Origin of the sequence: Actinoplanes sp. NPDC089786 (genome assembly GCF_040684855.1) — a bacterium.
Classification (GTDB): domain Bacteria; phylum Actinomycetota; class Actinomycetes; order Mycobacteriales; family Micromonosporaceae; genus Actinoplanes.
Genome location: NZ_JBFBGU010000012.1, coordinates 50,854 through 65,234 on the forward strand (window position 1 = coordinate 50,854; position 14,381 = coordinate 65,234).

A 14,381-nucleotide genomic window follows, 5' to 3' on the forward strand; every position below is an offset into this window, starting at 1 on the left:
GGAAGGCGATGACATCAGCGCTACGTGCCGTGTTGGACGGATGTCATGTCCGGCGGGGCACAATGTCGGCATGCGCGTGCTGGTGGCCGAGGACCACATCACGTTGGCCGCCCGGATCGGCGAGGGGCTGACGGACGCCGGCATGGCGGTCGACGTCGTCCATGACGGCGCCGCGGCGCTGGCCGGTGCGTCGGATACCGCGTACGACGTGATCGTTCTCGACCGGGACCTGCCGCTCGTACATGGGGATCAGGTCTGCCGATCCCTGGCCGGTGTCGCCGCGCGGATCCTGCTGCTGACCGCCGCGGCCTCGGTGGACGACCGGGTCGACGGCCTCGAGCTGGGCGCCGACGACTACCTGGGCAAGCCGTTCGCCTTCCCGGAGCTGGTCGCCCGGGTCCGCGCCCTGGCCCGCCGTGCCCCCTCGGCGCCGCCGCTGGTCCGGCGGGGCGACCTGACCGTCGATCGCGCCCGCCACCGGGCCACCCGCGCCGGGCGGGCCCTGTCGCTGACCCGCAAGGAGTTCGGGGTGCTCGAGATGCTGGCCGCCGCGGACGGCACTGTGGTCAGCGCCGAGGAGCTGCTGGAGCACGTGTGGGACGTCAACGCCGACCCGTTCAGCAACGTCGTGTCGGTGACGCTGACCCGGTTGCGGCGCAAGCTCGGCCCGCCGCCACTGATCGAGACCGTGGTCGGCCGGGGCTACCGGCTGTGAACCGCGGCCGGTTCGCGATCCGTCCCCGGCTGACCGTCCGGGTCCGGCTGACTCTGCTGTACAGCGGGCTGTTCGCGCTCTGCGGGGTGATCCTGGTGGTGATCACCTATGGCCTGCTCGCGGCGAACCTGCCCGCTCCGGCGCCCGGGAAGGACAGCGCCGAGGCGAAGCAGACCGCCCCGGCCGACTTCGCCGCGACCTGCGCGAAGGCGTCCGGCAACCCGGACGCCGATCCGGACCTGGTGTACAAGTGCAAGGCGGCCTACCAGGAGGGCGTCCTCGAAGGCGCCACGACCCAACGCGAGGCGACCCTCGAACAGTTGCTGCGGTATTCGCTGGGCACGCTCGCCGTGGTCACGCTCCTGGCCTCGGCCGCCGGCTGGATCGTCGCCGGGCGGGTGCTGCGGCCGGTGCACCGGATCACCGAGGCGGCCCGCAACGCCTCCGACGAACACCTCACGGCGCGAGTGGCGTTGACCGGCCCGCACGACGAACTACGCGAACTGGCCGACACGTTCGACGACATGCTCGACCGCCTCCAGTCGGCGTTCGAGGGCCAGCGCCGGTTCATCGCCAACGCCGGCCACGAGTTGCGGACGCCGCTGACCGTCATGCGTACCGCCGTCGACGTGGTGCTGGCCAAGCCCGAACCCACCCGCGGCGAACTGCTGGACATGGGCCGCGACGTCCGCGACGCCGTGTGCCACGCCCAGGCGCTGATCGAGGCGCTGCTCACCCTGGCCCGCACGGACCGCGGTCAGGTCGACCGGACGACGGTCGACCTCGCCACCGTCATCGAGGACGCGATCGACGCCGCCCCATCGGCCCCGGACACCGCGCGGCTGCACACCTCGTTGACGCCGGCGCCGACGCGAGGCGACCCCATCCTGCTGGAACGCCTCGCGGCCAACCTGCTCGACAACGCGGTCCGCTACAACGTCCCGGGCGGCGCCGTCTGGATCAGCACGAGCACCGACGGCGCCCGCGTGTCGCTCACGGTGGACAACACCGGCCCGCAGGTCGCCGCCGGCCGGGTCGGCGAGCTGTTCGAACCGTTCCGGCGGCTGGACGAACGCACCGGCGACGGCGGCTTCGGGCTCGGCCTGGCCATCGTCGCCTCGATCGCCGTGGCGCACGACGGTCAGGCCGTGGCGAGCGTTCGCCCCGGCGGCGGGCTGAGCGTGACGGTCAGCCTCCCGGCCCGCACCGCGTGAAGGCCGTCAACGTCGGATTCACTCGTCGCCGGGGTCGGCCGCCGGTCCGCGAACGGCCGTGATCATGGTGAGCGGGAGGTCGCCGGCCACGTCGGTGCGCCGGACGCCGGTGAACCCGGCCGCGGTCAGCCACTCGCGATGGTCGTCGTAGGTGTGCAGCTGTCCGGCCGACGTGCGGGCGTAGAGCGTGAGCGCGTAGAGGGCGACTGCTCGCCGGTGCCGGCCGGCGGCGTCGGGCAGGATGTCGATCACCGCGACCGTTCCCCCGGCCCGGGTGAGCCGTGCGGCCGAGCGGAGCAGACGCCGATTGACCGCCGCGGGGAACAGGTGGCACAGGTTCGCCGCGAAGACGAGGTCGTAGGTCTCCTGCGGGAGCGGGTCGGCGAACAGGTCGCCGGCGTGAAAGGCGTACCGGCCGGCGAGCCCGGCGGCGGTGACCGCGGCCCGCGTCATCGCCAGGGTGCCCGGCAGGTCCAGTGCGGTGACCCGGCAGGCCGGCAGACGCCGGGCCACGGCGAGGCTCCACGGGGCGGCGCCCGCGCCGAGGTCGAGCACGTCCCGGTACGCGGGCCGGTGCTGGGCGAGAAGGGCCGCGGCCCGGCCGGCCGGGCCGGTCATGGCCTGACCGAGCGGCCCGACCACGGCGGGGTAGTAGCGCTCGGCGTCCTGCCGGCGGTCGACGGATAGGCCCCGCCGGCCGGTGCAGAGCACCTCGGTCAGCGACCGGGACATGTCGAGCAGCACACCGGCCGCCGCGGCGAGCCCAGGTTCGCCGGCCCGGTACCTGCCGTCCCCGTCCTGAGTGGTCAGTCCCAGCCCGTGCAGGGCCGCCAGCAGCAGCGGCGCGCTCCGCTGGTCGAGGCCACCGTCGGCCACGAGGGCCGCCGGATCGACCGGGCTCCGGTCGAGGTGGTCGAGGACCCGCAGCCGGTCCGCGGCCGCGAGGACGGCGGCGATCATGAGGGACTCGCCGACCTCGCCGAGCAGCGAATCCGGCTCGGGTCCGATGGCTGTGCTCATGACGCCACCACCGCCACCGTCCCGGCGTCACCGTCGACGGTGATCAACTGGCCGTCGCGCAGGGTCCGGGTGGCACAGCCGGTGCCGACGACGGCCGGAATCCGGTATTCCCGGGCGATGATCGCCGGGTGGGACAGGGTGCCACCGGTGTCGGTCACCAGGGCGCCGATGCTGGGGAACAGCACCGACCACACCGGCGCGGTCGTCGGGCAGACCAGGACGTCCCCGGGACGGATCAGGTGGAAGTCGTCCTCGCCGGCGATCACCCGGGCCGGCCCGGTGTAGCGGCCGGGGCCGGCCGCCAGCCCGCAGACAAGGCCCGGACGGCCGGGCACCGGCGCCGCACCCAGGATGCGGTCGAGGTACCAGAGCAGGGCCGTGTTCGCGGCGGCGACCTCGCGGGGCCAGCGGTCCATCGACGGCGGTGGACCGGGGTCGGGGCCGTAGGAGGGTGGTCCCGGGTGCGCCAGGACCCAGGCGCGCTCGGCTTTGCGGCGGGCGACCCGCTGATGCTGGTCGGTCCCCGCACGGACAGCGTCGCCGGCCTCCGGCGGTTCGAGGAAGAACACGTCGCCGGGCGCGGCGATCTGGCCGGCCGCGGCGAGCCGGCGTCCCACCGCCAGGGCGGCCCGCCGGACCACGGCGAGGGGACCGCTGTAGGTGAAGAACTCCTTGTCCTCGCGCGCCGGGTAGGCCCGCCGGGCGCGCGACAGGGCCCGGTCGAACCGCTCCCGGTCGTCCGTGCTCCGGGTGGCCAGCAGATCGCGGGCAGCTTGTTCGGCCGAGGTCCGGACGGCGTCGAGGTCGGCGGCCTCGGCCTGCGGGTCGTACCCCTGGGTGAGCTGGTCGCGGATCAGTTTGAGGGTGAGCCACGGTAGCTCGTCCAGGTTCGGGTCGGCGGCCTCGTACCGCAGCGCGCGGCGACCGAAAGTCCTTTGATAGTCGGCGAATCCGGCCGCGAACTCCTCGTCGACGGCGGCGGTCGGCGCCGGCCCGCCGGGCCCGGCGCCCGCCACGAACGCGCGGACGGCCGGGCGCTCCCGGGCCAGCGCGGCCAGCACGGCGAGGCGGTGCGCCGGTTCGGTGGATCGGGCCGACAGGCCGGACAACAGCCGCAGCGTCTGCCCATCGTCCCAGCCGAGGAGATCTCGGCAGGCCTCGGCGAGCTCGCTGAGCATCAGCGCGATCGCCCCGTGCACCCGGAAGTGCGCCATGATGCCCGCGGCGAACAGGGCCACGGCATCGTCGAGGTGCTGGGCGAGCTGATCGGGGTCGTCGGTGGACGGCTCGGCGGCCAGGAGCAGGCTGGTCCGGTTCTTCAACGCCGGCTGCCACTGGTCGTACCAGGCGGTGATGTGCCGGGCCGGCAGGTCCGTCCGGTACGCGTCGACGCAGGCGCGCACCCGCCGGCGTACCGCCGGAACCAGCCGTGCCAGCAGCCCGACGAGCAGGTCGGGTGGTGGGCGGCGGTCCCGGCCGCCGAGGGGCACCAGTCGTACGTATTCCCAGCCACCGATGTCGCGCAGGTCCACGCGCTCGAGGAGGAAACCGAAGTCCGCGCACATCGCCGCGATCGCGGGCGCACGGGCGGTGAGCAGCTCCCGGGTGAACGGCGTCCACGGCAGCGGCGCATGGCTGGCCTCGCGTGTCCAGTACCCGGGTGGCGGTTCGGCCGGGACCGGGACGGGGACCGGCACGTCCATTGCGGCGGTGACGATGGGCCGGGCCTGCAGCAGGACCAACCGGTCCCCGGCCAGCGCCCATTCGATGTCCTGCGGGCTGCCCTGATGCTCGGCCACCCGGCGGGCCAGCGCCGCGACGCGAAGCGCCGAGTATCGGTCGATCGCCGACCCGTCGCTGGTCAGGCGCTGTGCGGCCGCGTCGCGCACGACCCATTCGTCGGCGGCCACCGCGCCGTCGACCAGCCGGTCGCCGAGGCCTTCGACCGCGTTCACGATCGTCTCGCGCTCGTCGCCGCTCACCGGGTTCTTGGTGAACGCCACACCGGCGGCGTCGGCCGGCACCATCGGCTGGACCAGGACGGCGACGCGTCCGGCGGCCGGCAGCCCGCGGCTGGTCCGGTAGGCGGCGACGTGCTCGGTGTAGCCCGACGCCCAGCAGTGGCGGATCGCGCGCAGCAGCGCCGCGCCGCCCGGTACGCCGAGGAGCGTGCGGTACTGGCCGGCGTGTGACGCCTGGGTGCCGTCCTCGTCCACGCCCGAGGAGCGGACGGCGTACGGGCCGCCGTCCAACCGCTCGGCGGCGGCGAGGATCCGAGCGGCCAGTTCCTCGTCGAGGTCCAGCTCGGCCGCGCCTGCCGCGGTCAGGCCGGTGTCCGGCCCCGCGGCACGGACCACCCGATCCAAAGCGTCGGTGGTGACCACGAATCCATCCGGTACGTCGAACCCGGCCCGGCGCAGCACCGCCAGGGTGGTCGCCTTGCGGCCGGCCGCCCCGGCGTCCGGTGCCTTCAGGCCGGCCAGCATCAGGACGTCGCGGGAGGTGGATGCCGACATCGACGGCTCCTCTGTTCGGGGACACCACCAACCTTCCCGGCCCTTGCCCCGGCGCGGCTATCCGTCGGGCTACGTACCGGGCTGTCGCGGGCTACGTATCCGCGCCGGGGCCACCACCGCGTGATCGAGGGCGTAGCGGACCAGCGCGGCCCGCGAACCGATGCCGAGGCGGGCGTAGACGTGTTGCAGGTGGGTGGTGACGGTGCGCGGGCTGATCACGAGCCGGCGTGCGATCTCCGCGTTGCCCAGCCCGGCCGCGACGAGCAGGACGACCTCCCGTTCGCGTGGGCTCAGCGGGTCGCCGGCCGGCCGGGGCGACCGATCGGCCGGCGCCGGTACGGCGCCCAGCGCTCGCAGCCGGTGCCGGGCCTGGTCGGCGAGGTGCCGGGCGCCCAGCCGGACGAAGACACGCAGGGCCTTCTGGACGGTGTCCACCGCACCGGGAGGATCACCGTCCCCGGCCCACTCCAACCAGCACCGCGCGGCCTCGAACGGCATGTGCAGGCCGGTGAACGTGGCGGCGGCACGCGCCGCCGCCTCCCGCGCCGCGACCACATCACCGCGCGCCCGGTGGATCGATGCGGTGAGCCGGTCGGCCAGGGCCAGCGAGAACGGCGCGCCGGGCCCGACCGCCGTCAGGCGATCGCGGGTCGTGGCCGCCGCCACCACGTCGCCCGCGGCCAGCTGGGCGTGACCATGGACCGCCAGGGTGAGCTCGGCGAGGAACAGCCCGGGCGCGGTCGGCGCATCGGCCGGAACGCCGCCGGGATCGCGATGTAGAGCGACCATCATGTCCAGCGTCTCGATGTGGCTGAAGATGTGGCGGTCCGCCGGCCGCCCACCGCCGAAGGCCGACCGCGCCTCGGCCAGGCACTGGGCGGCGGCGGCCAGTTCACCTCGGTGGCAGAGCACCAGGGCCCGGCCGGACAGCCCCGCCGCCACCGCCCGCGGGCTGGCGATCCGGTGGCCGACCGCGAGCAACTCGGTCGCCGCGCGCAACGAGGCCTCCCAGTCGCCGGCGAAGAAATGCGCGATCCCGATCAACGTACGAGGCCTGACCTCCAGGGCGAGGACGGCCGACGCGCGGGCCCGGGACATCGCCTCGGCGCCGCGCCGCAACGCCGCCGGGGGACCCGCCAGCGCCAGCTCGATCAGGATGAGCGGACGCAGGGCCATGTTGAGCAGCAGGGGATCGTCGAGCGCGACGATGGCGTCGTACCGATCGAGCAGCACGCGCCGGGCGGCCTCGTATTCACCGCGATCGCGTTGGGCCGCCGCCTCGAAGAGATCGGCCAGCAGGGTGGCCCGGTTCGAGCCGAACCGTCGGCCCTGCGCTCGCAGTTCGGCGGCGTGGGCCTCGCCTTCCGCCATGTCGCCGGTCCGCAGAGCCAGCCAGAGCGCCGTCTCCCGCAGCCGGAGCAGCTCCGAAGCCGGTCCGGCCGGCTGGTCGGCGGCCAGGACGTCCGCGACCAGCTGCCTTGTGCGGTCGAACTCGCCGCTGTCCCACAGCGCGTCGGCGAGGTGGCGAGCGACCCGCGCCACCGCCTCGGTGTCGCCGGCCCGCCGGTGGCCGTCCAACGCCTCGGACCAGGCCTCGACCGCCGCGTCGGTGCGCCGGACGCTGTACCAGGCGTCGCCCAGCCGCTCGGCCAGGGTGATCCCGAGCGCCGCGTCGCCCCGGGCGCGGGCGACACCCCGGGCCGCGGCCAGCAGATCGACCGCCTCGGCGCCGGCGTGGGCGGCCAGCGCGCGGTTCCCGGCCGCGTGGAGCACCGCCAGGGCCCGCTCCGGATCGACCTGGTCATGAGCGCCCAGGTAGTGCGGTGCGAGCAGCCGTACGTCGTCCGCGTACCGCCGCTCGAGCGCGGCCGCGACCACGGCGTGCCGGTGCCGGCGCATGGACTCCGGCTGCCCGGCGTACGCGACCTCGGCGTACACCGGATGGGTGGTGCGGTATCGGACCGTGCCGTCCACAATCTCCTCGGCCAGCAGGCCCACCTCCGCGAGGTCCCGGGCCGCGGCCAGGACGGACGCCGCACCGGCGCCGGGGATCTCGGCGCCGTACGCGTCCGCCAGCACCGGCACGGTGGCGGCGGCGCCCGCGACCGCGACCAGCTCCACGACGGTCCGCTGCGCCGGGTCCAGGCGGCGCAGTCGCGCCCGGGCCAGATCTCCGACGACCGCGGGTACGGTCCGCAGCGCACCCGGGCCGACCACCCACGCGCCGCCGCTGCGGAACAGCTCACCGGTCGAGCGCAGCTCCTCGACCAGCGCCGTCACCATGAACGGACTGCCGACGGTGCGCGCCACCAGGCTCGTGACCAGCTCCTCCGGGGGATCGCCGCCCAGCATCGAAGCGGCCAGCGCGCGGGTCGCCTCCACGTCCAGGCCGCTCAGCCGGATCTCGTCCACCAGGTCGTCCCGGCTCAGGTCCCGCAGCATCGTGAACAGTTCCGGCGTGGCCTCGGCCTCATCCGTGCGGTAGGTGCCGATCACCAGCACCGGCCGGTCGGCCAGTCCTCGAGCGGCGTAGTGCAGCAGCTCCATCGACCCGGGGTCGCTCCAGTGCAGATCGTCCAGCGCGACCGTGACAGGTCCGCGATCGGCGATCCGGACCAGAAGCCGGGCCACTGCCTCGAACAGCCGGGTACGCTCCAGCGCCGCGTCGAGCAGCGGCACCGGGGGCGCCAGGTGCAGACCGGCGAGCAGCCGCCCCAGATCCGGCAGCCCGTCGACCAGCCGCGTTCGCTCGGGCTGCGGCAACCCCGCGAGGTACGGCGCCAGCACGTCCAGCCACAGCGCGTATCCCTGCCGGCTGCCCAGAACCCGGGCCCCGCCGGTGAGCACCGTCCAGCCCGCGTCGCGGGCGAGCGCCAGGATCTCCGACGTCAACCGGGTCTTGCCGATGCCCGAGGGACCGGCGACCATCAGCATCCCGCCCTGCCCGCCGGCCGCGCGCTCCAGCCGCACGGTCACCCGGGCGAGCTCCGCCGACCGCCCGACCAGCGGCGGCACCGCTCCAACCGCAGACATGGCGACCGTCCATTGCCGACCGGATCGAACCGTCACAGTATCGCGCGGACCGGCCGGGAGCGCGATAAATCGGTCTTGTCCCCGTCAGCCGGGGGACAGCCAGGCGCTGTCCAAGATCTTCCGGAAGGCCGGAAGGCCGGAAGGCCGGAAGGGTGGTGGCACCTCGCGCGGCCGCTGCTGCCCGAGCACCCGAGTAAGGCATCAGGGCGGCGGCCGGCGGCGTATCGACGACCGCGTAGCGCTCGCGGCGATCCTGTACGTGCTCGGCTCCGGCTGCGCCTGGAACGAGCTGCCGGAGTCGTTCCCGATCTCGTCGGCCAGCACCCACCGCCGCGGAAACGGCCCGCGAAGCTGCACGGCGAAAAAGGCTACGACCCTGGCCCGGCGCGGGATCACCCGGCCGACCGCCAACACAGCCTGCCCACCGCGCAGGCAGGCGACTGCCAGCTCATCCCAACGGCACAGGTGCGACCACAGCATCGCCACCGCCGGCCTCGCGGAAGCGCCGCCGGCGCGGCTGTCCTGGCCGCCCACCGTCAGGACATCGAAGCCGATAACTGGCCCGACCGCGCTCCGCCGCGCCGTCGGACTGAGAGTTTCGTCGGGCGAAGTTGCGGATGGCTCCGCCCCGGGGCTGACGCGCCGATCATCCTCGGGCCGGATGAGGCCTACCGATGTGGCACCTCGGAGCGGGGTGCCATAGTGGATCTTCTCTCACAATGGGCCGTTCGTGGAGATCGAGTCGGGGTGGTCAGACCTGGTAGGCGGCGACGGTCGACTGGAGTTCGGCGGCCATTCTGGCCAGGTCCTGGGCGGTGGCCTGGGTTTGGGTGGCGCCGGTGGCGGTGGAGTCGGCGGCCTGGGCGACGCCGTCGATGGTGGAGGCGATGTCGGTGGCGCTGGTGGCGGCGTCGTTGACGCTGCGGGCCATCTCGCTCGTGGTGGCGGTCTGTTCTTCCACGGCCGCGGCGATGGTCGAGGTGTAGTCGTTGATCCGTGAGGTGACCGAGGTGATCTCAGCGATCGCGGTGACGGCCTGGCCGGTCTCGTCCTGGATCGTCGCGATGCGGCGGGAGATGTCCTCGGTGGCCCGGGCGGTTTCCTGGGCCAGGTCCTTGACCTCGGAGGCGACGACGGCGAAGCCTTTGCCGAGTTCGCCGGCGCGGGCGGCCTCGATGGTGGCGTTGAGCGCGAGTAGGTTGGTCTGTTCCGCGATTGCGGTGATCAGCTGAACCACGCTGCTGATCTCGGTGGACGACTGGCCGAGTTTCGCGACGATGGTGTTGGTGCGGTTGGCGGTCTGGGTGGCTGAGGCGGAGACGTTGGCCGCCTCGCTGGCGTTGCCGGCGATCTCCCGGATCGACGCGCCCATCTCTTCCGCGCCCGCGGCCACGCTCTGCACGTTGCGTGAGACCTGTCCCGCCTGGGTGGCCACGTTGCTGGCCTGCGCGGAGGTCTGTTCGGCGGCTGAGGACATCTCGACCGAGACACTGGACAGCTGTTCGGAGGCGGCCGCGACGTGCTGCGAGCTGGCGCCGACTTGCTTTACCATACCTGCGATCGCGGCGGTGGAAGCGTCCAGCGCCTGGGCCAGTTGGGCGACCTCGTCCCGGCCGGTCAGTCCGGTGCGTCCGGTCAGGTCACCGCCGCGCACCCGGTCCAGAACTTGCACGCAGCGCGCCAGCGGCCGGGTGATCAGCCGGGCGATCCCGATCGACGCGGCCACACCGAGTGCGGCACCCACGATGATCAGCACCACGACCAGGGTCCGGGAGGTGGTGTAGTCACTCTGCGCGGTAGTCTTTTCTTCCTTCGCCTTGACCACGGTCTGCGCGGCCAGGGTGTCCATCGCCTCCCGCATCTCCGCGATCAACGGCAACGTCTCGGTCTTGCGGAGCTTGGCGATCTCGGCCTGCTTGCCGGCGCGGCTCAGCGGCAGCAACCGACCCTTCACGATGCTCAGAAACTCTCGCCAGGCGTCGTCGAACTTTGCCAGCGCTTCGACACGGATGGGGCCGAGGGGGAATTGCTTGTAGGCGTTCTCCGACTCGGCGACACCCTTCTCGTTCTTGGCGAGAGACTGCTCGGCCGCATCTTTACCGGCACCGTCGGCAGCCACCAGATGTTCGAGGACGTCGGTGCGGACACGGTTGAACGCGTTGCGCATCTCGGCGACCTTCTGCAGCTGTAGGCCGCCGTCGTACACCGCGCCGGTGCTGTCGTTGACCGCCGACATCTTGACCAGTGAGAACACCGCGACCCCGGAACCGATCGTCGCGACCAGCAGCACCGCTGTCAGGATCTTCGTGATCACCGACCGGTCCTTGATCAACCCTAGAAGACCGGACGTGCCCACCGGCCGACCGCTATCCGACACCGAACTCACGACGACCCCCGTGGACGTGGATGCTCTACCGAAGCACCAATCGGCATCCTCGGCGGAGTTCTGAGCTTTCTCCGTTTTGGCAGAACCGATCACGGCCGACGACGGAAGGCTGTCTCCTGGTGGCGAAGGACGCGATGCTCGGCTCAAGCGGCGCCTGCTCGCCGCTGATGGTGTTCGTTGTGGTGAAAGGGCTTCTTGGGGTTGATCTTCGAGGATGATGATCCGGCGGGCCGCTTCCAGAGCGGTCCCCTGGCACACCGTGTCCTATGCCTGCGGGTCTGGATCGAACTTCCGTCATCTCCCGAGGCCGCCACCACCGAGACCCGGATGGTTCCAGTGGCCCGGGTGGTCAGCAGTTTCGAGTCAGCTCCCGGGCTCTATCTGGCGCTGGACCCGGATCTGCGGATCGTCGCGGCAAGCGACGCTTATCTGAGCGCCACCATGACGGCGCGCGGCGAGCGCCGGACACGATGGCGGTGCGGAAACACGACGAGGCGCGGAGGTCGACGCCCTGAGCCGGATGGCGCCGGCCGGCACCGGCGGCCCGCCGGTCGATCCTCCGCAGGATCTGCGCGAGTACGACCCCGAATGGGGCGACGCGTTTAGGAGCACCTGGTGACACCGGCCTCCGTCGAGGCGGGCGGGCTCGAGGCGGCCGGCCGCGGGTTGCTGTTCGGCGACGCGCACACCGTCAAACGGTTCGCGCCCGCACCGGTCGGCGACGATCTGCTGGCCGAGATCTGGGACCTCGCGAAATGGCCACCGACGATGTTCAACATCCAGCCGTTGCGCGTGCTGTTCGTGCGTACCCCGGAAGGTTTTGACCGGCTCTTACCGCACCTCAACGAACGTAACCGGGCGCAGTCGCGTGGCGCGCCGGTGACCGCCGTGCTGGCCCTGGATCGTGACTCCACGAGTTCGCCGGCCGGGTGGCGCCGTACATGCCGCAGCTCGGCGACCACCTGGCCGCGGCCGACGGCGAGCGTGCTGAGCTGGGCCGGTTCAACGCCGGCGGGGACGTGTTGCGCTGGGCGTGAGGGTTACGGCGTTTGTGCCGTCAGTCCGTCCACGAATACCCGGGCCATCCGCCGGTTGAAGTCCGCCGGGGCGCCGGGAACCGGCTGGCAGATCAGAGCGACGGTCGTGAGCACGTCACGCGCGGTGACGTCGCCGCGCGCCTGCCCGGCGGCCACCGCGTCGGCGAGGAGCACCTCGAGCGCCGGTTCGAGCCGGTCGAGGAGATGCAGCGGGAGGTCGTTGTAGGCCGGATCGCCCGAGTGTAGCGCGGTGGCCAGCCCGCCCTTGGTGCCGACGAACTCGGTGTACTGCTCGATCCAGGTCATGAACGCCGGCCAGGGAGCGACGGTGGTCCTGAGCTGCCCGGCGGCTTGCACGCATTCGTCCACCTCATGTTGCAGCACCGCGACGATGAGGTCGGACCGGCGGGGGAAATGCCGGTAGAGAGTTCCCACGCCCAGTCCCGCCAGGTCGGTGATCTCCTTGGCCGGCGCGTCCACGCCGCTGCTCATGAACACCGACTTGGCGGCCTGCAGCAAGGCGGTGACGTTACGCGTGGCGTCGGCCCGTTGACGCCTGGGCGCGTCACCGTCGCGTCTGCCGCTCGCGGGCATGATTCCCTCCTGTTGCTAACCGGAAAGCTTTTCCGCTACAGTTCCGGAAGGGCTTTCCGGTTATCGCAGAGTACAACAGGAGACCGCCATGCAGTACCGAACCCTCGGCCGAACCGGCATCAAGGTCAGTCCCTACGGGCTGGGCGCGTTGATGTTCGCCACCTCGATGGGCAACGAGCCGGCCGAATCGATCCGCATCATCCACAAGGCGCTCGACGCCGGCATCAACCTGGTGGACACCGCGGACGCCTACCAGGACTCGGAGGAGATCGTCGGACGGGCGCTCAAGGGCCGCCGTGACGACGTGGTGCTGGCCACCAAGGTGGGCCGTCCGGTCGACGCGGACCCCAACCATCAGGGGGCCTCCCGGCGCTGGATCACCACCGCCGTGGAGAACTCGCTGCGCCGGCTGCAGACCGATCACATCGACGTCTACCAGATCCACCGGCCCGATCCGGGCACTGACATCGAAGAGACGTTGTCCGTGCTGACCGACCTCGTCCGCAGCGGCAAGATCCGTGCGTTCGGGACGTCCGGGCTGCCGGCCTCCACCATGGTCGAGGCGCAGTGGACGGCCGAACGGCGCGGGCTGGAGCGCCCACGCACCGAGCAGCCGCCCTACTCGATCCTCAACCGCGGCATCGAACGTGAGGTGCTTCCGATCGCGCAGCAGTACGGCATGGGCACCCTGGTCTGGGGTCCGCTGGGTCAGGGCATGCTCACCGGCCGGGTCCGCCGCGGGCAGGACAGCGACGTCCGCCGCTCGACGATGATGAGGTCGTTCAGCGATGAGCGCCGCGTCGACGCGGTCGAGAAACTGATCCCGCTCGCCGCGGAGGCGGGGCTCACCATGCCGCACCTCGCGATGGCGTTCGCGATCGCACACCCCGGGGTCACGACCGCGCTGCTCGGCGCCCGTTCCATGGAGCAGCTCGACAACCTGCTCGCCGGGGTTGACCTCGCCCTGTCCGACGCGGTGCTCGACCGGATCGACGAGATCGTCCCGCCCGGCACCGACGCCGGTCCGCTCGACCAGGCGTACGTGCCGCCGGCCATCGCGCGCACCGAGCTGCGCCGGCGTCCGCTCGGCGAGCGCTCCGCCGCCTGAGGGGCGAGGCGCCTTACCCGGCGGCCCGTCCCCAGAAGTCGCGGAGCAGCCCGACGGCGCCGTCCGGGTCCTGGTGCATCCAGTAGTGCGACTTGCCGGGCAGGTCGATGAACTCGGTGCGGAGCCGCTCGGCCGTCTGCCGGCTCAGCTCGACGTCGCCGTACGGGTCCTCGTTCCCGTGCACGATCAACCCCGGTGCACGTACCGCCTCCATCCGCGGGCCCCACGAGCGGTAGTGGTAGAAGTTCGGGACGGCATCGCGGTAGAACATGAGCATCGTGTCGGCCAGCACCTGGTCCGAGGTCCGGTCGACGTCCGCCAGCGACGCCTCGTTCATGCCGCGTGGGCGCAGGAACTCGGCGAACGTGCCGCCGGGTCCGGTCAGGCCGGCCAGGAACTCCGGGCCCTGTGGCGATTGGATCACCTGGGCGCCCTCGGCCCAGACGAAGTCGGGGTGCCAGGCTTCGGCCGCGTCGGCCACCCAGGACCGGCAGTCGACGTCGTAGGCCGACAACGCGCGGATCAGGAGGTGGGCTCCCCAGTCGTGGGCGACGAGATCCAGCGGTCCCGGAATCTCGCGCAGCCGCTCGGCCAGCCAGGAGGCGTAGGCCTCGTTGTCGCCCAGTTCGGCGGGGCGGGGGATGCCGAATCCGGGCAGGCGCACGACCTCGCTCCCGGCATCGAGGCGCTGGCGGATGACGTCCCACATGGCGGGTGTCTCGGGCACTCCATGAATGAAGACCACGGTCATGACGACT

General features: G+C 72.4%; 10 protein-coding genes and 1 pseudogene. 5 read left to right on the forward strand and 6 right to left on the reverse strand.

Going from position 1 to position 14,381, the window contains the following annotated elements; all coding sequences use genetic code 11:
• Positions 1-70: 70 nt before the first annotated feature.
• Together AB0O15_RS28920 and AB0O15_RS28925 are read left to right on the forward strand one after the other, a co-directional pair.
• Positions 71-715, forward strand: coding sequence for a response regulator transcription factor (locus tag AB0O15_RS28920; protein WP_364324405.1), 645 nt, complete (start codon positions 71-73; stop codon positions 713-715).
• The gene (locus AB0O15_RS28925; RefSeq protein WP_364324408.1) at positions 712-1,929 is read left to right on the forward strand and encodes a HAMP domain-containing sensor histidine kinase; all 1,218 of its coding nucleotides are present in this window, start codon (positions 712-714) and stop codon (positions 1,927-1,929) included. Before AB0O15_RS28920 ends, AB0O15_RS28925 begins: the two co-directional genes overlap by 4 nt.
• A gap of 18 nt (positions 1,930-1,947) precedes the next feature.
• Here the strand turns inward: AB0O15_RS28925 and AB0O15_RS28930 are convergent, their stop codons facing one another.
• From AB0O15_RS28930 to AB0O15_RS28940, 3 genes are all read right to left on the reverse strand, one after another.
• Complete coding sequence (locus AB0O15_RS28930; protein ID WP_364324411.1) at positions 1,948-2,949, reverse strand: class I SAM-dependent methyltransferase; 1,002 nt, start codon at positions 2,947-2,949, stop codon at positions 1,948-1,950.
• Positions 2,946-5,465 (reverse strand): PEP/pyruvate-binding domain-containing protein, encoded by a 2,520-nt coding sequence (locus AB0O15_RS28935; protein ID WP_364324414.1) that lies wholly within the window; start codon positions 5,463-5,465, stop codon positions 2,946-2,948. The genes AB0O15_RS28930 and AB0O15_RS28935 overlap by 4 nt, the downstream gene beginning before the upstream one ends.
• A gap of 69 nt (positions 5,466-5,534) precedes the next feature.
• The gene (locus AB0O15_RS28940) at positions 5,535-8,498 is read right to left on the reverse strand and encodes an AAA family ATPase (RefSeq protein ID WP_364324417.1); all 2,964 of its coding nucleotides are present in this window, start codon (positions 8,496-8,498) and stop codon (positions 5,535-5,537) included.
• On the opposite strand from AB0O15_RS28940, the gene AB0O15_RS28945 reads away from it, so the two are divergent.
• Entirely contained in the window at positions 8,497-9,201 is a 705-nt protein-coding gene (locus tag AB0O15_RS28945) for a transposase (protein ID WP_364324420.1), read from the forward strand. The two genes, AB0O15_RS28940 and AB0O15_RS28945, sit on opposite strands and share 2 nt — an antisense overlap.
• A gap of 48 nt (positions 9,202-9,249) precedes the next feature.
• Here the strand turns inward: AB0O15_RS28945 and AB0O15_RS28950 are convergent, their stop codons facing one another.
• Positions 9,250-10,812: a methyl-accepting chemotaxis protein gene (locus tag AB0O15_RS28950; RefSeq protein ID WP_364324422.1), complete on the reverse strand. Its 1,563-nt coding sequence runs from the start codon at positions 10,810-10,812 to the stop codon at positions 9,250-9,252.
• 687 nt (positions 10,813-11,499) lie between these two features.
• Here AB0O15_RS28950 and AB0O15_RS28955 point away from each other — a divergent pair.
• Positions 11,500-11,697: pseudogene (locus AB0O15_RS28955) on the forward strand (nitroreductase family protein); the annotation flags it as partial.
• Positions 11,698-11,924: 227 nt separating this feature from the next.
• On the opposite strand, the gene AB0O15_RS28960 reads toward AB0O15_RS28955, so the two are convergent.
• Positions 11,925-12,515, reverse strand: a complete 591-nt coding sequence (locus AB0O15_RS28960; protein WP_364324425.1) for a TetR/AcrR family transcriptional regulator — start codon at positions 12,513-12,515, stop codon at positions 11,925-11,927.
• An 88-nt stretch (positions 12,516-12,603) separates the two neighbouring features.
• Between AB0O15_RS28960 and AB0O15_RS28965 the strand changes: the two genes are divergently transcribed.
• Positions 12,604-13,623 carry an aldo/keto reductase gene (locus AB0O15_RS28965; RefSeq protein ID WP_364324428.1) on the forward strand — a complete coding sequence of 340 codons (1,020 nt, stop codon included), beginning with the start codon at positions 12,604-12,606 and terminating at the stop codon, positions 13,621-13,623.
• 13 nt (positions 13,624-13,636) lie between these two features.
• On the opposite strand, the gene AB0O15_RS28970 is transcribed toward AB0O15_RS28965, so the two are convergent.
• The gene (locus AB0O15_RS28970) at positions 13,637-14,374 is read right to left on the reverse strand and encodes an alpha/beta hydrolase (protein WP_364324431.1); all 738 of its coding nucleotides are present in this window, start codon (positions 14,372-14,374) and stop codon (positions 13,637-13,639) included.
• Positions 14,375-14,381: the final 7 nt, after the last annotated feature.